The sequence below is a fragment of the Acetobacter papayae genome, assembly GCF_047721125.1.
Classification (GTDB): Bacteria; Pseudomonadota; Alphaproteobacteria; order Acetobacterales; family Acetobacteraceae; genus Acetobacter; species Acetobacter papayae.
This window is the reverse complement of record NZ_JBDNWF010000023.1, coordinates 1-23,091: the sequence shown is the minus strand read 5'-3', so window position 1 is coordinate 23,091 and position 23,091 is coordinate 1. Positions and strand designations below refer to the sequence as shown.

General features: G+C 61.7%; 19 protein-coding genes and 1 tRNA gene. 8 read left to right on the top strand and 12 right to left on the bottom strand.

Annotated features, from left to right (window positions below):
* Positions 1 to 5: 5 nt before the first annotated feature.
* The 6 genes from ABF757_RS08285 to tkt form a co-directional block, all read right to left on the bottom strand.
* A complete protein-coding gene (locus tag ABF757_RS08285) occupies positions 6 to 587 on the bottom strand; it encodes a gluconokinase (protein ID WP_415481734.1) in 582 nt (193 codons plus the stop codon).
* A 38-nt stretch (positions 588 to 625) separates the two neighbouring features.
* A complete protein-coding gene (gene rpiA, locus ABF757_RS08280) occupies positions 626 to 1,339 on the bottom strand; it encodes a ribose-5-phosphate isomerase RpiA (protein WP_415481733.1) in 714 nt (237 codons plus the stop codon).
* Between the two features lie 156 nt (positions 1,340 to 1,495).
* Complete coding sequence (pgl, locus tag ABF757_RS08275) at positions 1,496 to 2,275, bottom strand: 6-phosphogluconolactonase (protein WP_415481732.1); 780 nt, start codon at positions 2,273 to 2,275, stop codon at positions 1,496 to 1,498.
* Between the two features lie 5 nt (positions 2,276 to 2,280).
* Positions 2,281 to 3,294 carry a phosphogluconate dehydrogenase (NAD(+)-dependent, decarboxylating) gene (gnd, locus tag ABF757_RS08270; protein ID WP_415481731.1) on the bottom strand — a complete coding sequence of 338 codons (1,014 nt, stop codon included), beginning with the start codon at positions 3,292 to 3,294 and terminating at the stop codon, positions 2,281 to 2,283.
* 2 nt (positions 3,295 to 3,296) lie between these two features.
* Positions 3,297 to 6,182 (bottom strand): bifunctional transaldolase/phosoglucose isomerase, encoded by a 2,886-nt coding sequence (locus tag ABF757_RS08265; protein ID WP_415481730.1) that lies wholly within the window; start codon positions 6,180 to 6,182, stop codon positions 3,297 to 3,299.
* Positions 6,183 to 6,328: 146 nt separating this feature from the next.
* Positions 6,329 to 8,443, bottom strand: a complete 2,115-nt coding sequence (gene tkt / locus ABF757_RS08260; RefSeq protein ID WP_415481729.1) for a transketolase — start codon at positions 8,441 to 8,443, stop codon at positions 6,329 to 6,331.
* 295 nt (positions 8,444 to 8,738) lie between these two features.
* Here tkt and ABF757_RS08255 point away from each other — a divergent pair, with 295 nt between their 5' ends.
* The 4 genes from ABF757_RS08255 (at position 8,739) to ABF757_RS08240 (ending at position 12,251) form a co-directional block, all read left to right on the top strand.
* Positions 8,739 to 9,308, top strand: a complete 570-nt coding sequence (locus ABF757_RS08255) for an ankyrin repeat domain-containing protein (protein ID WP_025861240.1) — start codon at positions 8,739 to 8,741, stop codon at positions 9,306 to 9,308.
* A 98-nt stretch (positions 9,309 to 9,406) separates the two neighbouring features.
* The gene (hisC, locus tag ABF757_RS08250; RefSeq protein ID WP_415481728.1) at positions 9,407 to 10,474 is read left to right on the top strand and encodes a histidinol-phosphate transaminase; all 1,068 of its coding nucleotides are present in this window, start codon (positions 9,407 to 9,409) and stop codon (positions 10,472 to 10,474) included.
* Between the two features lie 162 nt (positions 10,475 to 10,636).
* A complete protein-coding gene (locus tag ABF757_RS08245) occupies positions 10,637 to 11,002 on the top strand; it encodes a hypothetical protein (protein WP_415481726.1) in 366 nt (121 codons plus the stop codon).
* A gap of 214 nt (positions 11,003 to 11,216) precedes the next feature.
* Positions 11,217 to 12,251 carry a transporter gene (locus ABF757_RS08240; RefSeq protein ID WP_051543302.1) on the top strand — a complete coding sequence of 345 codons (1,035 nt, stop codon included), beginning with the start codon at positions 11,217 to 11,219 and terminating at the stop codon, positions 12,249 to 12,251.
* A 71-nt stretch (positions 12,252 to 12,322) separates the two neighbouring features.
* Here the strand turns inward: ABF757_RS08240 and ABF757_RS08235 are convergent, their stop codons facing one another.
* A complete protein-coding gene (locus ABF757_RS08235) occupies positions 12,323 to 13,051 on the bottom strand; it encodes a phosphoribosyltransferase (RefSeq protein WP_415481724.1) in 729 nt (242 codons plus the stop codon).
* Between the two features lie 363 nt (positions 13,052 to 13,414).
* Here ABF757_RS08235 and ABF757_RS08230 point away from each other — a divergent pair, with 363 nt between their 5' ends.
* On the top strand, positions 13,415 to 14,797 hold the full coding sequence (locus ABF757_RS08230; protein WP_415481751.1) for a transglycosylase SLT domain-containing protein: 1,383 nt from the start codon (positions 13,415 to 13,417) through the stop codon (positions 14,795 to 14,797).
* A 298-nt stretch (positions 14,798 to 15,095) separates the two neighbouring features.
* Here ABF757_RS08230 and ABF757_RS08225 read toward each other — a convergent pair whose 3' ends face one another.
* Together ABF757_RS08225 and ABF757_RS08220 are read right to left on the bottom strand one after the other, a co-directional pair.
* Complete coding sequence (locus tag ABF757_RS08225) at positions 15,096 to 15,866, bottom strand: glycosyltransferase family 25 protein (RefSeq protein ID WP_415481723.1); 771 nt, start codon at positions 15,864 to 15,866, stop codon at positions 15,096 to 15,098.
* 79 nt (positions 15,867 to 15,945) lie between these two features.
* Positions 15,946 to 16,338, bottom strand: a complete 393-nt coding sequence (locus ABF757_RS08220; protein ID WP_415481722.1) for a winged helix-turn-helix transcriptional regulator — start codon at positions 16,336 to 16,338, stop codon at positions 15,946 to 15,948.
* Positions 16,339 to 16,452: 114 nt separating this feature from the next.
* Here ABF757_RS08220 and ABF757_RS08215 point away from each other — a divergent pair, with 114 nt between their 5' ends.
* Entirely contained in the window at positions 16,453 to 17,007 is a 555-nt protein-coding gene (locus ABF757_RS08215) for a flavodoxin domain-containing protein (RefSeq protein ID WP_415481720.1), read from the top strand.
* Between the two features lie 69 nt (positions 17,008 to 17,076).
* Here the strand turns inward: ABF757_RS08215 and guaA are convergent, their stop codons facing one another.
* Positions 17,077 to 18,678: a glutamine-hydrolyzing GMP synthase gene (gene guaA / locus ABF757_RS08210; RefSeq protein ID WP_415481718.1), complete on the bottom strand. Its 1,602-nt coding sequence runs from the start codon at positions 18,676 to 18,678 to the stop codon at positions 17,077 to 17,079.
* Between the two features lie 278 nt (positions 18,679 to 18,956).
* Between guaA and ABF757_RS08205 the strand changes: the two genes are divergently transcribed.
* Both ABF757_RS08205 and ABF757_RS08200 read left to right on the top strand, forming a co-directional pair.
* Positions 18,957 to 19,418 carry a hypothetical protein gene (locus ABF757_RS08205; RefSeq protein WP_415481717.1) on the top strand — a complete coding sequence of 154 codons (462 nt, stop codon included), beginning with the start codon at positions 18,957 to 18,959 and terminating at the stop codon, positions 19,416 to 19,418.
* A 100-nt stretch (positions 19,419 to 19,518) separates the two neighbouring features.
* Positions 19,519 to 19,595, top strand: a tRNA-Arg gene (locus tag ABF757_RS08200).
* Positions 19,596 to 19,721: 126 nt separating this feature from the next.
* Here the strand turns inward: ABF757_RS08200 and ABF757_RS08195 are convergent.
* Together ABF757_RS08195 and ABF757_RS08190 are read right to left on the bottom strand one after the other, a co-directional pair.
* The gene (locus ABF757_RS08195) at positions 19,722 to 21,338 is read right to left on the bottom strand and encodes a TolC family protein (protein ID WP_415481716.1); all 1,617 of its coding nucleotides are present in this window, start codon (positions 21,336 to 21,338) and stop codon (positions 19,722 to 19,724) included.
* The gene (locus ABF757_RS08190) at positions 21,335 to 23,077 is read right to left on the bottom strand and encodes an FUSC family protein (protein WP_415481750.1); all 1,743 of its coding nucleotides are present in this window, start codon (positions 23,075 to 23,077) and stop codon (positions 21,335 to 21,337) included. The genes ABF757_RS08195 and ABF757_RS08190 overlap by 4 nt, the downstream gene beginning before the upstream one ends.
* Positions 23,078 to 23,091: the final 14 nt, after the last annotated feature.

Below are 23,091 nucleotides of genomic sequence, written 5' to 3'. Positions count from 1 at the left end.
TTGTGTCAGACCCTACCAGCGATTTTTAGCGCGTGCAGGGCCATGGCTATGGTTTCCGCCGGTTGTGTCAGGCTTTGGAGTGCTATGCCGTCTTCATCCGGGGTGAGCGGCTCCAGTGTGGCAAGCTGGCTGGGCAGCAGACTGGCGGGCATGAAATGGCCGGGTCGTTTTTCAAGCCGCTGCGACAGGCTGGCTGGGTCGGCCTCCAGCGCGATAAACAGCGGGCGCAAACCGCCTGCGCGCAGGCGGTCACGGTAGCTGCGGCGCAGGGCCGAGCAGGCCAGAATAGCCCCCTGTCCGTGGCGGGCATGTTCGGCCAGCCATGTATGGCACCGGGTCAGCCAGTCTACGCGCAAGGTGTCGTCCAGCGGGGTGCCTGCTGCCATGAGTGCTCGGCTTTCTGGGCTGTGCAGGGCATCGGCATCCTGCCATGGCCAGCCCAGCTCGTTATGCAGGCCTTCGGCAATGGTGCTTTTGCCCGATCCAGCAACGCCCATCACCACAACCAGCCGCGGGGCAATGCCGCGGGCGGCAGGCTGTCTGGGCAGGGTGTGGTCTGGCGATATGGTGGAGGCATTCTGCGGCACTGGCGTGGCCCCTTATGGTGGTTTTCCTTAGGGTGGGATCAGTTTTTATGCGGTTCGAGCACGCGCAGGCCTTCGGGGCCTGCGGTAATGGTCTGTGTGGCCATGTGCAGGAACAGCCCGTGTTCCACCACGCCCACCGTTTCCGCCAGAGCGGTGCTGAGGGCATCGGGGTTCATGATAGGGCCGAACACACAGTCCAGAATCAGGTTTTTTTCGTCGGTCAGGAAAAAGCTACCATCGCGCTGCCGCCGGGGCGTGGCCTGCGCGCCTAGCGCTGCCAGTTTGCGGGCCACGTTCTCCCACCCGAAGGGAATGACTTCCACCGGCAGGGGGCAGTGCCCGCCAAGGTGATCAACATATTTTGAGGCATCCGCTACGATGACGAAACGCGAGGCGGCGGAGGCCACGATTTTTTCCCAGAGCAGCGCCCCGCCCAGACCCTTGATCAGGTTGAGCGTGCCGGGTTCGATTTCATCCGCGCCGTCAATGGCGATATCGAGTGCCGGATGAGCCCCGAAGGTGGTGAGCGGAATCCCTTCCTCGCGCGCCTGCTTTTCCGTCACGATGGAGGTAGGAATAGCGCAGATCCGCAGACCTTCCTCACGCACGCGGCGGCCTAGTTCCGCCACCACAAACCGGGCGGTGGAGCCGGTGCCCAGACCAACGGCCATGCCGTCCTCTACCAGAGCGGCGGCGGCTATGGCGGCCTGTTCCTTGAAGGCGGCGGCGGGGTCGGGCGGTGTGGCGGTCATGTGGCTGTCCTGATTTGGTTCTGCCAAGGATATGAAGAATCGTTCATCTTTTGGCAAGGATGAGACCATCACCTGCGACAGCGCGCACGATACCGTTCCGCGTGGCCGGATGCCACAAGGTTATGCCGAAAAAATTGTAACGAAAAGGAAATGGTATCAGGCAGCGGGGGGGAGCGCTGCCTGATCCATAAACCATGTGACATCGCGCAGTGCGGCAATGGCGGTGGTGGGCAGGCTTAAATCCTGTGCCCGCACGCGCGCCATCATGGTCTGCTTGTCTTCCCCGGTTACCAGAAAAATAACGTGGCGGCTGGCCGCAATGGCGGGGTAGGTCAGGGTCAGGCGGGTATGCGGGGCCGTGGTGGGCGTGCAGTAAGAGACCCAGTCCGTATGGTTGGTCAGCACGTCCTGCCCCGGAAACAGCGAGGCCGTGTGGCCGTCTGAGCCCATGCCCATCAGGCTGACATCAAGCAGGGGGCGGGCTGTGGCATCACCCGCTGCGGGCAGGTGGGTCAGGCCCGTGACCTGGCGCAGGGTTGCCTCGTAACTGCGGGCAGCCTCGGCCGGTTCGCCGCTATCGGGCATCAGAAAGACGTTGCCCTTTGGTAGCGGCACGCGCTCGAACAGCAGACGTTGCAGCATGCCGCCATTGCTGTCCTCATGGGAATACGGCACGAAGCGGTCATCCACCACAAAGAACTGCGTTTGCGCCCATGGAAAGCGGCTTGCATAAGCCGGGCTGGCCATGAGCTTGTACAGGGCCTGCGGGGAGGTGCCGCCGCTGAGCGCGATGCGGAAGGGGCGGTCAGCCCCTTCTTTCGCCAGCGTGCCGAGCGCCAGTGTGAGCAGATGTTCCGCCAGCGTGTGCACCAGTTCTGTGCTGTCGGGGAAAACCTTGAGCGGGCCAGTAGCGGCGGTGGGGTGGCTGGCGGTCATGCTTCTCAGTCCTTGCTTTCTACATGTCCACCAAAGCCGAAGCGCATGGCGGACAGGATTTTTTCAGCAAAGGTATTGCCACTGCGCGAGCGAAAGCGCGTGAACAGCGCTGCCGTCATGACCGGCACCGGCACGGCTTCCTCAATTGCGGCTTCGATCGTCCAGCGGCCTTCGCCGGAATCCGATACTTCGCCACTGAATTCCGACAGGTCACCCGTGCGGGCAAGGGCTTCGGCCGTCAGGTCCAGAAGCCAGGAGGACACAACACTGCCGCGCCGCCACACTTCGGCAATATCGGCCATGTTGAGCGAAAAGCGCTCGCCCTCGGCCACCAGAGGCGAATCCTTGCGGTGCATGACGTCAAAGCCTTCGGCAAAGGCCTGCATCATGCCGTATTCGATGCCGTTATGAACCATTTTGACAAAATGGCCCGAGCCCGCAGGCCCGCAATATAGGTAGCCCTGCTCGGCACGGGGGTCGAGCCCGTCGCGCTCACGACCGCGCGTGGGGGGAATATCTCCCTTGCCGGGTGCCAGAGCGGACAGGATCGGGTCGATGTAATCGGCTGCCTGCTTGTCGCCGCCGTACATCATGCAGTAGCCGCGTTCCAGACCCCACACCCCACCGGATGTGCCGATATCCAGATAGTCTATGCCTTTCTCGGCCAGCACCTGAGCGCGGCGGATATCATCCTTGTAGTAGGTGTTGCCACCATCGATGATGATATCGCCCCGGCCCATCAGCCCGGCGAGGGACATTACGGTTTCTTCCGTGATTTCGCCTGCGGGCAGCATGGACCACACCACGCGGCGGGTGCCTTCTGCGCTGCCTTCGCCCAGCAGCGTGACCAGTTCCGCAAGGCTTGCGGCCGGGGTGGCCAGTGAGCCTTGCGCGCGGGCCACGGTTTTTTCCACCGTTGCCGCATCCCGGTCATGCACCACAACTTCATGTCCGTGGCGTGTCAGGCGGACGGCAATATTGCCCCCCATCCGGCCCAGTCCGACAATGCCGATCCGCATTCTTATTTCTCCGCTGCTATTGCCTGCAGGGCGTCATGCAGTGCTGTGGCCAGTGCCGCAAGTCCTTCATGCAGATCGCCATGGATATGTACCCGCAGGGCGCGGCGTTTGCGCTCTGCCAGAACATCAAAATCACCACGCGCCTGTGCGGCTTTGACCACGCCAAACGTGTAGCGCGTGCCGGGCACGGGCAGGTCGTGTGCATCGTCCGCCGTGATCTGGAGGAACACCCCCGTATCCGGCCCGCCCTTATAGGCCTGCCCGGTGGAGTGCAGGAAGCGCGGCCCGAACTGTGCGGTGGTGGCCACATTGCACACATCGCGCACATGCAGGCGGTTATGCTGCATCCATTCCATGGTGTGGCGGTCCCGCACGATAAAGGCCAGCAGGGCGGCATAATCGCCTGCCTGCAGGCGCTTGAAATGCGTGCGCAGCAGGGCGGCGGCACTGTCTGGCGTGGTGCTGGTCAGGGCCTGTGTATTGGCCGGGTCCGCAAGGAAGGATAGCGCGCCAAAGCGGACGAACGGTTCTTCAGGCGGGAGTGCGCCGTTTTTTTCAAAGGCTTCCGTCAGCTTGCGGGTTTCGACCTTGTTGGATTCCACATCCGGCTGGTCGAACGGGTCTATGCCAAGGAACGCGCCCGCAACGGCGGTGGCAATCTCCCAGCGGAAGAATTCCTGCGCAATCTGGCGGCGCTCATGCAGCGTAATGGTAATGACCGGCTGACCGGCCTCTACCAGTGCCGCCACGGTTTCGTCCTGCTCGTGGCGGTGCGAGGGAGCCAGACGCAGATACAGGAACAGCCTGTCCTTGCCGTAATGCTTCAGCCCGCCGGGGGTTTCGTTATCCAGCGGGATAATGCCGCGTCCCTGCTTGCCGGTCGATTCGGCCACGAGCTGTTCCAGCCATGCGCCAAAATCAGCAATTTCGGGGGTGGCGATCACGGTCAGCTTGTCGCGCCCGAGGTCGCGTGCGGCCAGCCCCAGAATGGCACCCAGACGTACGCCGGGATTGACGGCGGGCGGGGCTGAGGCATCGCACAGATGTGCGCCGCGCTGGGCATCGTGCAGGAACAGGCGCAGCGGCACGCCAATGGCTGCGGCAGGCACCAGCCCGAAATTGGACAGGATGGAGTAACGCCCGCCTATCTGCGGGTCGCCGGGGAAGATTTTCCAGAACCCTTCCGCCTGCGCCAGCGCCTCCAGCTTGGAGCCGGGGTCGGTAATGGCCACAAACTGCGCGCCTGCGGCCTCTCCCAGCGCTTTGCGCGCCAGATCAAGGAAGTAGGCCAGCATGATATTGGGCTCAAGCGTGGTGCCGGATTTGGAGGCCACGATAAACAGCGTGTGCGCTGGGTCGATCTGGCCCGCATAATGCGCGACCTGCTGGGGGTCGGTGCTGTCGAGCACGAACAGGTGGCCAAAGCCTTCATGCTTGCCAAAGGTCATGCCCAGCACTTCCGGCCCAAGGCTGGAACCACCCATGCCCATCAGCAGCACATGCCTGAACCCGCGTGCCTTGACCTCGGACTGGAAGGCCTCAAGCCCGGCAAGGTCGTTCAGCCCAGCATCCACAGCACCCAGCCAGTTGAGCCAGCTTCCTTCCGGCCCGTTGGTCCATACGCTGGCGTCATGCGCCCACAGGCGGCGGATAGCCCCGCTGCGTCGCCATTCTTCCAGCCCTTTGTCCACCACGGTCTGAAGTGCTTCAGGCAGGGAGGTTTTCATATCCGTCAGGCTGTTGCCCATCAGGGCGATCTGCTTGGCGGCTACGGAGCCCAGCAGCGCGTCAAACGCCTCTTCAAAGGCGCTTACGCCTTCATCCAGCAGGGTTGCCGTTACGCCATCTAGATCAAGGCCGAGCCTTTCGGCTTCCGCCATGACGTGGCGGGCCTGATCCACTCCCGTTGTCAGGGTTTCACGCGGGGTGCCGTGGTCGCGGAAGGCATCCATGGTGGCGGGGGGCAGGGTGTTGACCGTATGCGGGCCGATCAGCGTTTCCACATACAGCACATCGCTGTAAGCGGGGTCCTTGGTGCCGGTGGAAGCCCAGAGCAGGCGCTGGGTCTGCGCGCCAGCGGCTTCCAGCGTTTTCCACCGTGGGGTCTGCATGATTTCCTGCCAGTAGGCATAGGCCATCTTGGCATTGGCGATGGCGACCTGTCCGCGCAGGGTGTTCAGGGCCGTGGCGTCCTTGTCGCCCGCTTTCACGCGGCGGTCGATTGCGGCATCCAGCTTGGCGTCAATACGGCTGACAAAGAACGAGGCCACCGAGGCCACGCGCGACAGGTCGCCCCCGCGTGCGTGCAGCGCTTCCAGCCCGCTCAGCCATGCTTCCACCACATCGCGATACGCGGCGAGCGAGAAAATAAGCGTGACATTGACATTGATCCCCGCCGCGATGCTGCGCCGGATGGCGGGCACGCTCTGCGGTGTCGCGGGGATTTTTACCATCAGGTTGGCTTTGTCCACCGCAGCCCACAGGCGGGCGGCTTCCTCGGCCGTGGCGTCTTCATCACGCGCGAGATAGGGCGAAACCTCAAGGCTTACAAAGCCGTCGCGACCGGCACTGGCGGTGTAGACAGGCTCCAGCACACGGGCGGCGGCCTGAATATCGCTAATGGCAAGCTGTTCGTACAGGCCGCCCGGCGTGGGGGTGGTGTGGGCCAGCACGTCGCGCATCTGCGCATCGTATTCCGTGCCTTCGCCCATGGCTTTCTGGAAAATGGCGGGGTTGGAGGTCACGCCCCGGATATCGCCCGCCTGCACCAGACGCTCAAGCGAGCCATCCTGCACAAAACCGCGCCGGATAAAGTCCAGCCAAGGGGATTGCTGGAATGTCGCCAGACCCTGCAACGGGTTGGTGGCGGAAGTGGCGGAGGCTGTCATGCACCTGTCCTTGCTTGTCATCCGCTCCCGTGCGCCCGGCTGGCGTGCTGTCGGCCAGCTTGCCGGGGGGCGTGGTGGGCGTGGTCTTCTGTCCTGTGGCCATCCGGCATGGCTGTGATCCATGCCGGAATCCGTGCCGGGTTTTGTCAGCCCGCGTGGGTGAGCTGACGGCGGGCCGCCGCCAGTACGGCTTCAACCGTAAAGCCGAACTGCTCGGCCAGTTGCCCCGCCGGAGCCGAGGCACCAAAGCCACGCATGGCAATGATTTCGCCTTTGGCTCCCGCGTAGCGGTCCCAGCCGATGGGGGAGCCGGCTTCCACCACTACCCTTGCGGTTACGTCAGGCGGTAGCACCGTATCACGGTAGGATTGTGGCTGGGCCTCGAACAGTTCCCAGCTCGGCATGGACACCACACGGGCGGCAATGCCTTCAGCCCGCAGGGTTTCATATGCACTGACAGCCAGACCAACCTCGCTGCCCGAGGCGATCAGGATAACGGTGGGCTGTGCCTCATGCCCACCCAGCACGTAGCCGCCCTGCGCCACGCCGCTGGCGGGGGCATAGTGCGCGCGGTCGAGCGTGGGCAGGTTCTGGCGGCTCAGTGCCAGAGCCACGGGGCCGTTATGGGTCGCGACAAAGCGCCAGGCTTCCACGACCTCGTTGGCGTCTGCCGGGCGCAGGGTGGTCAGCCCCGGTGTGGCGCGAAGCTGGACAAGCTGCTCCACCGGCTGATGTGTCGGCCCGTCTTCTCCCACGCCGATGGAGTCGTGCGTGAAAACATAGGTTACCGGCAGGCCCATGAGGGCGGAAAGGCGGATGGGGGCCTTCATGTAGTCGGAAAAGATCAGGAAGCCCGCAGCGTAAGAGCGCAGGCCATACAGCGCCATGCCGTTGGCCATGGAGCCCATGGCGTGTTCACGCACGCCAAAATGGAAATTGCGCCCGCTATACTGCCCGCCCCACTGCGGCGGCTGGAAGCTGTCTTGCCCGCTCAGCAGCGTTTTGGTGGAAGGCGCGAGATCGGCCGAACCTCCCAGTAGCCAGGGCAGGCGGGTGGCCAGTGCGTTCAGTGTCTCGCCCGAGCTGGCGCGGCTGGCTGTGCCTTTGGCGCTGGCGGGGTAGGTGGGCAGGGCCTCATCCCAGCCGGAGGGCAGGGTTCTGGCAAAAATCGCATCCAGTTCCGCTGCTTCCGTCGGGTGGGCGGCTCGGTAGGCTTCAAACAGCGCGTACCAGCGTGCCCGTTCGGCACCGCCGCGCGCGCCAAGGCCCGCCTGCAGGTGTTCCAGCACGCCATCGGGCACCAGAAACTGGCTGTCTTCGGGCCAGCCGAGCGCCTTTTTGGTTTCGCGCACTTCTTCCGCACCCAGCGGTTCGCCATGGGCAGAAGCTTTGCCCGCCTTGTGGGGTGCACCCCATGCAATGACGGAATGCGCGATGATCAGCGTGGGGCGGGCGGTTTCGGCGCGGGCCTGTGTCAGCAGTGTTTGCAGGGTGGCGGTGTCGTTTGCATCGGGCAGGTCCAGCACCTGCCAGCCATAGGCGGCAAAGCGCTCGGCCACGTTTTCCGTAAAGGCTACATCGGTCGAGCCTTCGATGGAAATCCGGTTTGAATCATAAATCCAGATCAGGTTGCCCAGCTTCAGGTGCCCTGCGAGCGAGGCTGCCTCGCTGGTCACGCCTTCCATCATGTCGCCATCGCCACACAGGGTGTAAACCGCGTGGTCGAACAGTTCGAAACCGGGGCGGTTATAGCGTGCGGCCAGCCATTTTTCGGCCATGGCCATGCCAGCGGAGGTGGCGCAACCAGCCCCCAGCGGGCCTGTTGTGGTTTCAACACCCGTGGTGTGGCCGTATTCCGGGTGGCCGGGGGTTTTGGAGCCAAGCTGGCGGAACTGCTCAAGGTCGGCCACGCTCAGGGCAGGTTCAGCCGTGACCTTGCCATCCTTGACCTGCCGGATGCCTGCCAGATGGATCAGGGTATACAGGAGCATGGACGCATGGCCGATGGACAGCACAAAGCGGTCACGGTTGGGCCATAGCGGGTCGGCGGGGTCGTAGCGCAGGACGTTCTGCCACAGCGTATAGGCCACCGGCGCCATGGACATGGCGGCACCGGGGTGCCCGGAATTGGCTTTTTGCACGGCGTCCATCACCAGCGTGCGCATGGTGTTGATGCACGTCGTATCCAGCGCGCCGTTGTGCGCGGCCCCTGAGGAAACACCTTCCGGCGCGCAAGCGGGGGAGGGGAGAGAAACGCGCATGACAGACCTGTCCTTCACCTGAGTTTCACCTTTGTGACGCCCATAAATAATAGGGGGTCTGCTGGCAGCCCCACAACATGCGGGGCACATTTCCATGGTTCCGGGTTTTTCGGCAAGTCATGAGCGCTGCTTTGATGTGCAAGAATTCTGCTACGCGGGGCATAATGTATGCGTGTATGGGCCTTGGCGGGGGCGTTTGCAGCCATGTTTGCCGTCTGGCTCCGTGCAGGATATGCTGTGCGGATATGGATGGTTTTGCCGTCTGTCCTTCACTCATGTTTGCCGGAGATCAATGATGACGCAAGAGTCTGCCCGGACTCCGCACGGGTCCGACAGCACGGGCCAGGGCCAGAGCGGGGGCGCGCCTGATTTTACCCGCGCCCAGGTTGAAGCCCTGTTTCTTGATGCCGCGCGTGAAGGCGAGGCCGAACTGCTTGCCCGCTTTCTCGATGCGGGCATGCAGGCCAGTCTGCGCACGGACAAGGGCTACACGCCCCTGATTCTGGCGACCTATAATGGTCACCTTGAAGCCGCGCGCGTATTGCTTGCCCATGGCGCGGATGTGGACGCGCAGGACGAAAAGGGGGCAACCGCCCTTGCCGGGGTTGCCTTCAAGGGCGATCTGGCGCTCGCACGCCTGCTGCTGGAGGCCGGGGCGGGGGTTGATGTCGCCAATGCCGTGGGCCGTACGCCGCTGATGTTTGCGGTTATGTTCGGCCGCGAGGATATGGCGCGCCTGCTGCTGGCCGCTGGTGCCGACCCGTATCGCCGCGACGGCGAGGGCCTGAACGCCATCGAACTGGCCCGCAGGCAGGGTGGTGCCGCACTGGCGCAGGTGCTGGCTCAGGAGCCACAAAAGCCCTGAGGGCGCGTTTGCTTTCTTTTTTCTGACAGGACTGGCGCGGCGCAACAGGCGACCCCGCCAAAATGCCGTGTGTCGTTTTTTGCTGGATTGCGTCGGATATGAGCCGTTTCTGGAGCCCTCTCGTTCATCGCCTCACCCCTTACGTGCCGGGCGAGCAGCCTCGTATCGCCAATCTGATCAAGCTGAACACGAACGAACTGCCGTATGGCCCCTCGCCCCGTGCACTGGCGGCCCTGCGTGAGGCAGCGGATGACACGCTGCGCCTCTACCCAGACCCCGAAGCACTGGCCCTGCGTACGGCGCTGGGCCAGCGCGTAGGGCTGGACCCTTCGCATGTGTTTGTTGGTAACGGGTCGGATGAAGTGCTGGCCCATGCCTTTCAGGCGTTTTTCGGCCATGGCGAAGCGGTGCTGTTTGCCGATGTAACCTATAGTTTTTACAAGGTGTATTGCGGCCTGTACAGCCTGCCTTACCGTCTTGTGCCGCTTGATGGCGCCATGCGTGTGGGGGTGGACGACTATACCGGGCCATGCGGCGGTATCGTACTGGCCAACCCCAATGCACCCACCGGCATGGCGCTTGATCTGGCTGAAATCCGCCGCCTGCTGGAGCGCCACCCCGACAGGGTGGTGCTGGTGGATGAAGCCTATGTCGATTTCGGCGCGCAGAGTGCGGCCAGTCTGGTGCCTGACTATCCCAACCTTCTGGTGGTGCAGACTTTCTCCAAGTCGCGGGCGCTGGCAGGGCTGCGCGTCGGGTTTGCCTTTGGCCAGCCGGAGCTGATCGAAGGTCTGACCCGCATCAAGGACAGCTTTAATTCCTACCCGCTGGACCGTCTGGCGCAGGCCGGGGCGCAGGCATCGGTTGAGGATGAGGCGTGGCTGAAGCAGTGTGTCGAGCAGGTTATCGCCAGCCGGACGCAGTTGAGTGCCGGGCTTGAGGCTCTTGGGTTTGACGTCTTGCCGTCCTGTGCGAATTTTGTGTACACTCGCCACCCGAACCGCGAGGCAGTCGAACTGGCTGCCCGACTGAGGGAGAAAGCGATTATCGTCCGTCACCTTAAGGGTGAGCGCACCGAAGCGTGGCTTCGTATCACGGTCGGAACGGATGGGCAGTGCCAGGCACTGCTGGATGCGCTGCGGGAGATCCTGCACCGAAATTCATAAAACGGTCGCACTTCGTGCAACACCGTCGGTTTTTCAGCCGGCGGCCTGTGCGGGTCTGCGGCTGTGCCGCCTATGCGTAAAAGGGCGGAGAATCCGGTATTTTTCAATAATCTGCCGTGCGGTACCCATGCGCGCGGCCTCTGTATGGAGGAAGAGAGAACGATGCGTGCGTTTCAAGGTCAGATGTCGGACAACCAGCCCATTCGTCGCTCACTGGCGGAAAAGCAGAAGCAGTTGCGTGAACTGAAGGAAACGCTTGTTTCCATGAAGTCTCACACCGCGCCTGCACTGCGTGAGAGCGTGCGCAAGCGCATTGCCCAGCTTGAAGCGGAACTGGCAGCCGCTCCCGCCCTGAAGGCCGGAGCCGAGAAAAACGCCGATACCCGTGGTGGTGCAGGCCGTGGCACGGGGGCCGCGGGCGAGAACCGCGGTGGTGCGCGTGGTGGCCGTCGGGCTGGTGGCGGGCTGCGTGTTGCGCATGACCTGTCGGGCCTGACCCCGGTGCGTTCTGGCCCCAACTGGCGCTAATGGCCGCCGCTGCCATGGGCGGCGGGGCTTTTGCGCGCCTTTCGGCAGCATGGTAAGGATATATCCATGAATGGCCACGCCAGAGCGGCGTGGCGCAGGCCGTAAGGGTGCAGGCGGGAGTGTCGTGATGGTTGGAATCTCCTCATCCTCCCGGTTCCGGGCTGGTGGCGCGGCCACGGATTTTCCCGCTCGGGCATCTCTGCCCGGCGGGTCGATGCTGCTTGAGCAGGGCGAGGCCGGTATTTCGCCGCGCGATGGGCTGGTCTGGGGCATTTTCTGCCGTTTTGGGCATGAACCCGTGGAACTGGACCGTGAGGTGGTGCACCACCGTCTGATGACAGGTGCCTTCCCCCCCGAATTTGACGGGGAAGGGGGCTGGGCGTGGTTCCACTTCGATATCGTGCATACGCTTTCTCGCACCCAGATCGAAAATATTCCCTCTCTGCCTGAAGATGTGCGGCAGGTGCTGACCAATGTGGAGCGCAGCACCCGGCTGGATAGTGATGGGGATATTGTGTTTGGCGCACTCCCCGCGTTTGACGATACCTCCACCGATGATGAACGTAATGTCAGCACATGGCGCTTTGTGCTGGAGCCCGACCTGCTGCTGACAACCCGCCGCCACCCGATTCCGGCTCTGGGGGTGGTGTATCATGAACTCCAGCGCGGGCTTGTGCCGCGTTCGCCCGCCAAGGTGGTGGACCGCGCACTGCTCGAATTTGCCGATACCCTGCGGCGCGATTTCGCCCGGCTGGATGACCTGCTTGACCGCACTGAAGATGTGCTGCTCGATATCTCGCGCGATACGGATCTGGGGCGGGTCAGCAGTCTGCTGGGTATCGTGCGCCGCCGTTCTACCGAACTGCGCCGCGTGCTGGCTCCGGTAGACCGCCTGTTTCGTGATGAGGAACTGGAACTGCCTGAATGGGCCGAGGATGATCTGAGCGATCGTTCGCAGCGGCAGGTTCACGCAGCGCTGGATGACCTTCTGGCCTTGCAGGACCGTGCGCGCTCCTTGCAGGATGAACTCACATCCAATCAGGCGGAAGAAACCAACCGGCGTCTGTATATCGTGTCCGTTGGCACAACGCTGATGCTGCCGGCAACATTTGTAACCGGCTTTTTCGGCATGAACACGGGTGGCATGTTCCTGACCTCGGGCAACTGGGGCACGATCGATGCCGGTGGGCTGTGTTTTCTGATCATGCTGGGCACATGGCTGGTTCTGAAAATGACCAAGCTGCTCTAAGGCGGTTTTCTCTACACCTGTTCAGGCGCGCGGAGGTATGGGGTGCGCGAACGCTCCCCATACTGTAGCCGCTATTCTGTTGGCATGGTGGCCATGTCCGGTGCCCAGCCGCCGGGTACCTTGCGAAAGAGCGGGCAACTGACAGGAGCATGCACCAGTGCCGGGTAATCCGCCGAGGCATCGCCCAGCGTTTTCTGCCACACATTGGTTTCCTTGATGGCGGTAATGACGCCTACAACATTGCCGCCCAGTTTTTTCATCAGCTCAAGCTCGGCCAGCACCGTGCCGCCGGTCGAAATCACGTCTTCCACCAAAAGGATGCGTTTGCCTTCCAGTCGGGAGAGCATGCGCGGGTCTATAAAAACCGTCTTGGGCTTGAGCGGGCTGGTAATGGAAACAACTGGGGTGGATAGCTCATCCTCGAACCAGAATTTGCGCGAGTAGGAGAGCGGCACATAGTGCGGATGGCCCAGCTTTTTGGCCACGGAGGCCGCCAGCACCATGCCCAGCGTTGGCATGCCCACCACAATATCGGGGGCTAGCGGGCGCGCCAGATCGGCCATGGCGGTGCTGAGCCTGTCTTCCAGATCGAACGAGTTTTCCGTGATGCACAGATACGCAATGGCGGTGCTGAAATCATCCGGTAGAGCGAGAAAAGGCAGTTCAGCCCAGTCTCCATCGGGCAGTTTTACGGGAAAGCTGTTCTGATAGGGCGGGGGCGGCAAAGCGGGTATGTCGGCGGCGGGAATGATCCTGTCGCCGTAGGAGCCACGGTTCTGATAATGCAGTTTTCCGGTCATTGCGGGTCTTTTCTCTTGGTGCGGATAAGTCTGGACGATGGTCCATAAGAACAGGATCACCCGGTGTGGGCAAGAACGTAACCATATCGAAATGAAAATGGAGGCGTGGATGACCCGCTCTGCCATGCAAAGACCAAAATCATGCTGTAGCCGCAGGGCGTGCGGCTTTTCTTGCGCCCTGTCCGGGGCGGGGTATAGTGCCAGTCGGGTATGACCGGCCCGGTCGGGTGGGTGTCCGGCGTGTCATGCACACGGTTGCTGGTGGGCTATTCAGTCATAGGGCCCGGCCAGTTTCATGCGAAGGGTGGATCAAGCAGCATGGCAGCCAGCCAGTGCCGCAGGCAGGTGCGGGAAGAGCGGAAAATGGACACGCCACACGGGGCTGAACCCTCTGTGGGCGGCAAGCTTGCGCGTGCGTTCATGGCGCTGGGCCTTTTGTCCGTACTGGCGGCCTGTGCGGGCCATCCGGGTGAGACCGTATCCATGCCGGTGGAGGAGGAAGCCGCCCGTTACCGCGCCCATGCCCGCGCCTATTATACGCCACCCGGCCCGCCGGAAGACCCGTGGGGACCTTACGTGCATGAGGCTTCGCAGAGATTTGACGTGCCAGAGCCATGGGTACGCGCCGTGATCGTGCAGGAATCGGGCGGGCGGCTGTTCCATAACGGCCAGCTTGTTACATCCGGCCCCGGTGCCATGGGGCTGATGCAGCTTATGCCCCCCACATATGATGAAATGCGTGCCACCTATAGTCTGGGAGATGACGCCTACGAACCGCATGACAACATCATGGCGGGCACGGCGTATATCCGTCAGCTTTATGATGTTTACGGCTCTCCGGGGTTTCTTGCAGCCTATAATGCAGGGCCGGGGCGGCTGGAGGATTTTCTAACCCGCAACCGCACCCTGCCGCGTGAGACACGCAATTACGTTGCTTCCATCGGGCGGCGTATTGTGGGCGTGTCGCCTAGCAACCGATCACAGGCGGATCTGCTGGTTGCCAGCCATGACCCCATGGCCCGTGCCGCCGCCCGGGCGGCGGGGCCGGCGAGTGCGCATGAAATCAGCGCCGTGCAGACTGCATGGAGCCACAAGGGGGCGGTGGAACAGCCCGTGCAGGTGGCAGACGTGATCGGTAACGATACGGCATCCCCCGATACCGCTGCCAGCAGCAGTGCCGCTTCCGATAGTGCGGCGGCGGTGCGCGCTGCATGGGCCAGCCGTATGGCTTCATCCCAGAGCGGGGCAGCGGCTCCTGCGCAGGATGCCGCTTCTGCTCCCGTGCAGGTGGCGCAGCTTTCGGGTGCTGACAGTGCGGCGGAACAGGCTGCCCCGCAGGATGATGATGCGGTCGATACCAGCCCGGTGGCCGCACCGGATACGCGTGCGGGCACATCGTCCGGCTCCGGCTCGGGGACGCATGGGGTGCATTTCGGGCTGTTTCCCGCAGCGCAGGCTGAGCCCGTACCGCTCATGACGCGGCAGGCCCGTGAGAGCGGGCTGCATAATTGGGCCATTCAGGTTGGGGCGTTTGGTAGCGCGGCATTGGCGCAGCAGGCTACGGGGCAGGCCCGCCAGCGGGCACAGGTGCTGCTTGCGCAGGCCCGCCCGCAGGTGGCACCGGTTCCCGGCCGTGGTGGCAAGCTTTATCGCGCCCGGCTGGTTAACCTGTCGCATGGTCAGGCACAGGATGCCTGCCGCAAGCTGAGCGGCTGTGTCGTGATCTCGCCCGGCTCAAGATCCTGAGGGATTGAGGCCGGCACAGGGGCTTGGGCGTTATAACGCGATTTTTTCTTGCACAATCTGCACGGTAGGCTTTTTAGCATTCCATTAATGCGCATCAGCAACGGTGTCGTGTTCTCGCTGCTGCCTGCCGATCCCGATTTGCTGATAGACGGGTTTATTCTGTTGATGGAAGGCAGCTATGGTGGCGGACAGGTTTTTTTGGGCCCCTGGCCCAGCTGCGTAGGTAGGCAAGCTGACACGTTTTCTGCTGGGCTCATGATACGTAGGGCCGCATTATCTCTGTTCTGATAAGGGGCTTTCAGTCCCGGTTGCGCACGGCGTGCAGTCGCTTGTGTAGCCCGTCGGATAGTCTTTGCCCTCTTCTGGCTATCTGCACCCGTAGCGGCTGCCCCACATGGCGGCTGGGGGGGCGGGCCCCTATGCGGGATTCAAAATCCTGCCTCTGATGCACCGGTAAAGGCCTGACAATATAAGGCGTAATGCCGTTTTCCCAATACCGGTCCATGGTCTGGTCTATGGGCATGAAAATGCGCTGCCCATAGCGGAGCATATGCTCTGCCCCTTCCCGGCGGATCAGGTAGGCGCCAAAACCCAGCACATGTGTATGCAGGCGATAAAGTCCTGCATTATGGAGCTGTTTTACACATTCGCCTTTGAATTTGGTCGTCTTTGCCTCACGCACGCGACCGCGCAGGGATTCGAAACGGACCGCCAGCCATGGGGGTGTTGGATCGGCAATCAGTTCGTTGATAATGGCCGGAAATGCCGGACTGATTTCAATATCGTCCTCCATGATCAGGGCAACCGGTATGGCCTCGCGCACCATGCGTTCGTAAAGACGGTAGTGGCTCAGATAGCATCCGATTTCGGTATCCATCATTTCAACGCCGTAGATACGTAGGGCTTTCTGGCGGTCGTATAGCGCGTAATCAGCCGCGCAGAGCGCGCGGCCATTAACAGCGGGCACAAACTCCGCCTGCATGCCGAGTGCCTCAAGCTGCGCCTGCATATGGGCGCGCCGCGTGTGATCGTGCTCAAGATTGATGACAAAACTGCGAAGGAACGACACGCATCACCCCAGAAAAGACGGAACCATCCGGTTTTGAAGGTTATTTTTATCTGATGCAGGCGGGCAATGCACAGGCTTTCTACTGGCGGCTGTCGTATTGGCGCTGGGCTTCGAGCACATGCTGGATCTGATCTTCCGCCCAGCACAGCAGGGGGGCAATCCGGTTTGAGAGCGTCTCGCCCAGTGGGGTCAGGGCGTATTCCACCGTGACAGGCACCGTGGGAAAAGCCGTGCGGCTTACCAGCCCGTCACGCTCCAGCTTGCGCAGGGTCTGGCTGAGCGCTTTTTGCGAAATTCCTTCGATTTCACGGCGCAACTGATTGAACCGGCATGGCCCCTGGCACAAAACCCGTATGATCAGCAGTGTCCATTTGTCTGCCAGCCGTTCAAACACCATTCTGGCCGGGCAGTTTTTTGCACAGACATTGTAATCATCGGCAGTTTGGGTGGCGGAGCTGGGGCTGGCGGACACGCTGTTTTTCTTTCGGCATGGTTACCGCGAGGTAACTTCTTGTTGGGTTGGTTTCAAAAATATACCATGCGGGCCGCGTATCCGTCGATACGTCTAACAGAGGCAGGAACGATCATGGCTAAAACGGTCATTGTTTATTTTTCAGGCTACGGCCACACGAAACAGATCGCGGTTGCGGCAGCACAGGCCGCCGGGGCCGAACTGGTTGAGGTCGATGCGGAAGGCAACGTGCCAGAAGCCGGATGGGCCACGCTGGATGCGGCGGATGCCATTATTTTCGGTGCGCCGACCTATATGGGATCCGTGCCATGGCAGTTTAAGAAATTTGCTGATGCCACATCCAAAAAATGGTTTACCCGTGCATGGCAGGACAAGGTGTTCGGTGGTTTTACCAACAGCGCCAGCCTGAATGGCGACAAGCAGGTTACCCTTATTTTCCTGCAAACGCTGGCATCCCAGCAGGGTGGTATCTGGGTTAGCCTCGGGCTTGCTCCGGCCAACACCAAGGCCGCTACCCGTTCTGACGTTAACAACCTTGGCGGGTCTGTTGGCGCTCTTGTGCAGAGCCCAGCGGATGCTAGCGTGGATGAAATTCCCGCAGGTGATGTGGAAACGGTTCGGCTGTACGCCAAGCGCGTGGCCGAAATCGCTACCCGCCTGCACGGCTGAAGCATAAAAAAGCCGGGCGCGGCGAGTATGCCGCGCCCGGCCTGTCAGACCGGGGTCAGGAGCGGGATGTTATTCCCACTCAATGGTGCCGGGGGGTTTGGAGGTGATGTCATACGTTACGCGGTTGATGCCGCGCACTTCGTTGACGATCCGACCGGCCACGCGGGTCAGGAAGCCCATGTCGAAGGGGTAGACATCCGCGGTCATGCCATCCGTGCTGGTAACGGCACGTAGTGCGCAGGCCTGATCGTAGGTGCGGCCATCGCCCATCACGCCTACGGTGCGGACAGGCAGCAGCACGGCGAACGCCTGCCAGATGGCATCGTACAGGCCAGCGGCGCGGATTTCTTCCAGAAAAACGGTGTCTACCTTGCGCAGCAGGTCCAGTTTCTCGCGTGTGAGTGCGCCGGGAATGCGGATGGACAGGCCCGGCCCCGGGAAGGGATGACGCCCGACGATGTTTTCGGGAATACCCAGCTCACGCCCGAGGTCGCGCACTTCGTCCTTGAACAGTTCGCGCAGGGGTTCCACCAGCTTCATGTTCATACGCTCAGGCAACCCGCCCACATTGTGGTGCGACTTGATGGTAACGGACGGCCCGCCGGTAAAGCTTACGCTCTCGATCACGTCGGGGTAGAGCGTGCCCTGTGCAAGGAATTGCGCACCACCGAGCTTGGTGGCTTCTTCCTCAAACACTTCGACAAACAGGCGGCCGATGGTCTTGCGCTTGATTTCGGGGTCGGTCACGCCATCGAGGGCTGACAGGAAGAGGTCGGAGGCATCGCGGTGGATAAGGCGGATGTTGAACTGGCCCTGAAAGGTGCTCACAACCTCTTCGGCCTCGCCCGCGCGGAGCATGCCATGATCCACGAAAATGCAGGTAAGCTGATCACCAATGGCTTCATGGATCAGCACGGCCGCCACGGAGGAATCCACCCCGCCGGACAGACCGCAGATGACATGGCCGGTGCCGACCTGTTCGCGAATCCGCGCGATTTCCATTTCACGGAAACCAGCCATGGTCCATGTGCCCGAGCAGCCCGCAACATTATGCGTGAAGTTGCGCAGCAGGGCCGCGCCATGGGGGGTGTGTACCACCTCGGGGTGGAACTGCACGCCATACAGCCTGCGCCCTTCATCCGCGATCACGGCAAAGGGTGCGCCTTCGCTGATAGCCACAGTGCGGAAGCCCGGCGGCAGCGCGGTTACGCGGTCACCATGGCTCATCCATACCTGCTCGCGGCCACCACGCGCCCATGCGCCACGGAACAGCGCACAGTCTTCGACGATATCGACAAAAGCGCGGCCGAACTCACGGTGGTCGCCGCTTTCCACTTCCCCGCCGAGCTGCTTGCACAGGGCCTGCTGCCCGTAGCAGATGCCCAGAACAGGCACAGCCATATCGAACACGATTTCAGGAATGCGCGGTGCATCCGGGCCGTTCACGCTTGCCGGGCCACCGGAAAGAATGATGCCGCGCGGCGCGAAGGCCTTGATGCGTGCCGGGTCGGTGGTGAAAGGCCAGATTTCGCAATACACCCCGCTCTCGCGCACACGGCGGGCAATCAGCTGTGTCACCTGGCTGCCAAAATCCAGGATCAGAATACGATCCTGATGCAGGCTCTCATCCAGTGTGACAGAGGAAACAGGCGCGGTGGGGGCAGCGGACATGGGCTTGCTTGTCTTTCCAGGCGGCTTGGGTGACGGTACGGAACCGGGTTACCCTGCTTCATCTACAAGGGTGGTTCGCGGGCATCAACCAGCCATGGCGGGTTTACGGGTTACTTCGCTTTGACAGGGCCGGGTATAAAGCCATGGCATCCGTGCGTCACCCACAAAAACCACCAGCGGGCCGGACAGGGCCGCGGCCATGGCTTGCCCGCAACACCGAAGGGCCGCACAGTCGGGTGCGGGCTGCTGTCCTGTTTTCTGGTCTGAAGGGTATTGTCATGCTTCGTTCTTTCCTTCGCGCACGGGTGTTGCGCCGTGTTTCGCGCAAGGCTTGCGTCCCCATGGTGGGGCTTGCGGTTGTTCTGGGGGGCTGTGCGGCGGCTGGCGCACCGGCGCTTGCCCCTGCCGCCCATGCAGCCAGTGCCGCGGAAGACCCCTATGGAGACTGGGTGGGCACGCTGGTGCGCGACAAGGGCAGCAACTGCCCGACCGCGGAAGAATCGCTGATGCAGATCATGCCCAAGCATATGCTGTTTGCCCCACAGACAGGCACGCTGGTTCTGCGCGGCGTGCCGGACAAGCAGAAGCAGCATTATCATGCCCAGCTTGTTTTGCAGGACAACAAGAACCACCCCGTAGTGCTGGTGTTTGAGGCCCATCCCGTGGGGGATACGTTCGAAGGCGTGTATGGCGCTTCGGACTGCCGGGCGCATATCACATTGAAAAGGCCGGAAAAGTAGAGAAAAGCGCGGTTTTTTCAGGCTTGTGTAAAAAAAATGAAAAAACTGCATTTTCGGGCTTGTCGGGTCGGTCAGGTTCCGCTAAAACCCGCCTCACAGTGCACCCGTAGCTCAACTGGATAGAGCACCAGACTACGAATCTGGGGGTTAGGAGTTCGAGTCTCTTCGGGTGCACCACAATTTTTCTTGAAAAATTGAGCGCTTTTTCCGGGTGAGCAGAAAATGCTTTTATCTGGCGAAAGCTTTTGCTCGTTCTGAGCCCGATGCCATACCGGCACCGGCTCAGTCAGTGCGCGGGCTGCCTCAGGGCGGTTCAATTTCCTGCTGCGGTTCGCCCATGCTTTGAGCATCGCCCAATGCGCCGGTGGCAAAGGCCAGACCGGCTGCGGCCATCAGCGAGGCGTAATACGCATCCGAGCGGCTGATATCCGCATCTGACAGGCCATTCCCCGCTAGTTCTGTCTGTGTGATTGAGCCCACCCCGTTCCGGTAAGCGGCAAGGGCTGCATCAAAACCGGTATGCGAGGCAACAGATAGTCTGGTGGAAGCCGTATAGGAGCTCAGGCTGGTGTGCAGCGCGTTTTCAGCCATGACAACCTGCTTGATGGAGTCATTGACGGTCTGCCGCAACGTGGCTTCCGCACTGTCGGACTGATCCTGCGCACGTTTGACGGCGGCGGCCCGCATGCCGCCATCAAAGATTGGTACGCTGATGCCCCCCAGCAGCAGGGTGCTGAAGCGGTTGCCGGACAGATTGAGGGTGGAGGTGGAATCACTGCCAGCACTGGGCATGGAGGTCAGGTTCATGCTGCCCGTGGCGTAGGAGACGTTGCCGGTCATGAAAATGCTGGGCAGAAAGGCGTCACGCGCGGCGGTAATGCGGTTGCGCGCTGAGCGCGCCGCAGCATAGGCAGCCAGTACATCGGGCCTGCGGGCTACGGCCTGTTTGACCATTTCATCGCTAAAGCGCACGTCTTCCATGGTTAACGGGCGGCCCGATACGTCCTCAAGCTTGATTTGCGATGAGGTCGAAGCCCCGGTCTCGCTCAGCAGGGCCATATAGGTATTTTGCTCCTGCCCTTCGGCCTGCACCAGACGCAGGTTGACCTGAGCCGTGGCCTGCTGGGCCTGTGTGACATCAACAATCGTGCCTTGCCCCTGTTTCAGTCGGGCTTCGGATGCCGCCTGTATCCGCTTGGCGTTATCCAGAGAGGTGCGGAGTAGCACAACACGGTTTGCAGCAGCGGCATGGGTATAGAACGCTATTGTAACCGCGTAGATGATTTTCTGATGTGTGGCGGTAAACAGCACGTTTGTTGCAAGCTGGAGTTCGCGCACGCTGCGGACAAGGGCTTCGCGGCGACCAAAATCGAACAGCAGCCACCGCAGGCCCAGTGTCTGAACCTCGCCCGTATTGGTGTTGTGGTGCTGGGGCGTGCCATCCGCGTTTAGCGAATAGGCGTTATTGATATCTAGCGCTGCGTTGTTGGTCTGCCCATCACTGTGGGAGATACCGCCCACTACGGTTGCGGTGAGGGTGGGCAGGTAGGTGCTTTTGATAATCCCTACCGCCAGTGCGGCATCGCGCGCCGTATTCCACGCCACACGGGTTTGCGGGTTGGAGGACTGTGCGGTGTCGATCAGTTCTGCCAGCGTGTAGGGGTGGCCGCCCTGCGGTGGCAGCAGGGGAGAGTCGCCCAGTGTCACCACATGCGGGTCTGAGGGCAGGGTGTAACCCGGCGGGAGGGCCAGACCTTTTTTGCCGCCTGCATGAGCGGCCACGACACTGCCATCGGCTTTGGTGTCGGGCTGCCATGGCTGGTTGGGGGCGGCTGGTGCGGTTGCGAGTTCCGATGTGGCGCAGCCAGCAAGAACTGAGGCCAGAACCGCCATGAGCGGCAGGGTGGGGCGGATCCTCATGATGTCAGTTTTTCCAGTGCGGCAATACGGTGTACCGGATCGGGGGGCGTGCCTTCGAGAATATCGGTGCCAATCTGTTCGGCATCGGTAAAGGCGCTTTGCAGGGCATCAAAGTTTTTCATGCTCCGTCGCATGTGAAGCGGTTCCGCGAGGGCGTATTCAACCTGACGTTCGCCTTCTGAAAGGGCGGATTGCAGGCTGGCCATGACATTGGCCCGGGCCTGTGGCCCCACCGCCCGGCGCAGTTTTTCAAGCTGGGTGGTAACGGCCTTAAGGCAGGGAGCTATGCCCGCATAGGCGCTGGTGGGCCAGAATGTTGTAAACACGGCATAGGTTATGAAATTGCCCACCAGAATGCCAACTATACGATCCCGCGCGGTTGTCATGTCGGTTGTGGGGCCAAAGCCGCTCAGGTCGCTCAGGTAAAAGGCAAGGCCGATCTGAAAGCCCGAATAGGCAATGCGCTCATCAGCCGTTTTGATCCACGCGGCCAGAAGAGAAACAACGGCAACCAAGATCAGAAAAGCGGTAATGCCCTGCATGTGCGGCAATATGAAAATGATCGAAAGAATACCAATGGCCCCGCCGATACACGCCCCGACGATACGCAGTGTCAGTTTGGAGACCATCTCGCCCGTGGTGGGCAGGGCTACGATAAAGCAGGTGATGATGCAGGTATGAATGCCCGGCCAGTTAATGGAGCGGAAAAATACATAACTGATCATGACCCCTGCCGTGCCTTTGACCGCAAAGCGCACATGCTCGGGGTTAGTGAAGGCATCGGCGGTGAAAAAACCGTCCTTTTTCTTTTTCTCGGTTTTGTCCGGGGCAGGTTTGGCTTCCGGCACGGTAAAGACCGTCAGCAGCGTGGCAATGGCCTGCAGGGCAGGCTGCCCGGCTGGAATATCTGGTGCCGTAATATCAACCGGATAGCGGGCGTGTGAAAAAATATCCGCCATATCTTCAAGAGTTGTTATCAGGCTCTGGGGGGCGGTGGCCCCTTCGGCCTGTGCCGCGTGCGCCAGAGCAAGCAGGGTTACGGAAGAATTTGCCGCCTGATGCAGGCAGGCGAGGTCTGATGGTTTCCACAGATATTCCAGCTTGGCCATGGTCAGCGCCTTGAGCATTTCGGCTCCTCCGGCGCGTAGCAGCAGGGCGGCGTGGGTCTGTTCCTGCGGGCTGGCACCCCGTAGCAGCATGGCGCTGGCACGAAGGCGCGCGGCAATGCCTTCAGCCGCGACCTGCCGGGGGGAGGGGCAGATCAGCAGGCCCAGCACCACCATGACTGCCCCCGGCACAAGCAGGAACAGGTCTGTATACAGCAGCGCGCGGGTTATGATTTCCCCAATAGGGACTTCTTCCACCGCCACCAGACCATAAATGATGATAAGCCCCAGCATATAGGCGACAGGCTTGAGCTTGCTGGCTGATCCTAGAAAGAAAAAGCAGAAACTCAGCACCGTGATATACGCCACGAATATTACGGTGTGGTCCAGCGTCAGGCGCACTACGGCGTAAATGGCAGCCAGCAGCACAACAACAAGCAGGTTCAGCGCCACACCCGCTACAACATTGGTCACGCGGTCTTTCTGCCATAATGCCAGCGCAACCAGTGCCGGTACGCCAAGGTCGGGCACCTGCCAGATTTCGCCCACCAGTACGGTGGCGGTGCACCCGGCGGCTATGCGCAGGGCGTAGCTGAGCCTGCCGGGGGCAGGGTCACGGATAAGCCCCCATATCCGCGCGGCATGGC

What these genes read in the sequence shown, in the direction of transcription:
- ABF757_RS08265 (WP_415481730.1), bottom strand. Translation starts at nt 6,182, where the DNA reads ATGACAGCCTCCGCCACTTCCGCCACCAACCCGTTGCAGGGTCTGGCG.
- ABF757_RS08205 (WP_415481717.1), top strand. Translation starts at nt 18,957, where the DNA reads ATGCTTCGTTCTTTCCTTCGCGCACGGGTGTTGCGCCGTGTTTCGCGC.
- ABF757_RS08235 (WP_415481724.1), bottom strand. Translation starts at nt 13,051, where the DNA reads ATGACCGGAAAACTGCATTATCAGAACCGTGGCTCCTACGGCGACAGG.
- pgl (WP_415481732.1), bottom strand. Translation starts at nt 2,275, where the DNA reads ATGACCGCCAGCCACCCCACCGCCGCTACTGGCCCGCTCAAGGTTTTC.
- tkt (WP_415481729.1), bottom strand. Translation starts at nt 8,443, where the DNA reads ATGCGCGTTTCTCTCCCCTCCCCCGCTTGCGCGCCGGAAGGTGTTTCC.
- ABF757_RS08245 (WP_415481726.1), top strand. Translation starts at nt 10,637, where the DNA reads ATGCGTGCGTTTCAAGGTCAGATGTCGGACAACCAGCCCATTCGTCGC.
- guaA (WP_415481718.1), bottom strand. Translation starts at nt 18,678, where the DNA reads ATGTCCGCTGCCCCCACCGCGCCTGTTTCCTCTGTCACACTGGATGAG.
- gnd (WP_415481731.1), bottom strand. Translation starts at nt 3,294, where the DNA reads ATGCGGATCGGCATTGTCGGACTGGGCCGGATGGGGGGCAATATTGCC.
- ABF757_RS08215 (WP_415481720.1), top strand. Translation starts at nt 16,453, where the DNA reads ATGGCTAAAACGGTCATTGTTTATTTTTCAGGCTACGGCCACACGAAA.
- ABF757_RS08240 (WP_051543302.1), top strand. Translation starts at nt 11,217, where the DNA reads ATGCTGCTTGAGCAGGGCGAGGCCGGTATTTCGCCGCGCGATGGGCTG.
- ABF757_RS08230 (WP_415481751.1), top strand. Translation starts at nt 13,415, where the DNA reads ATGGACACGCCACACGGGGCTGAACCCTCTGTGGGCGGCAAGCTTGCG.
- hisC (WP_415481728.1), top strand. Translation starts at nt 9,407, where the DNA reads ATGAGCCGTTTCTGGAGCCCTCTCGTTCATCGCCTCACCCCTTACGTG.
- ABF757_RS08255 (WP_025861240.1), top strand. Translation starts at nt 8,739, where the DNA reads ATGACGCAAGAGTCTGCCCGGACTCCGCACGGGTCCGACAGCACGGGC.
- ABF757_RS08195 (WP_415481716.1), bottom strand. Translation starts at nt 21,338, where the DNA reads ATGAGGATCCGCCCCACCCTGCCGCTCATGGCGGTTCTGGCCTCAGTT.
- rpiA (WP_415481733.1), bottom strand. Translation starts at nt 1,339, where the DNA reads ATGACCGCCACACCGCCCGACCCCGCCGCCGCCTTCAAGGAACAGGCC.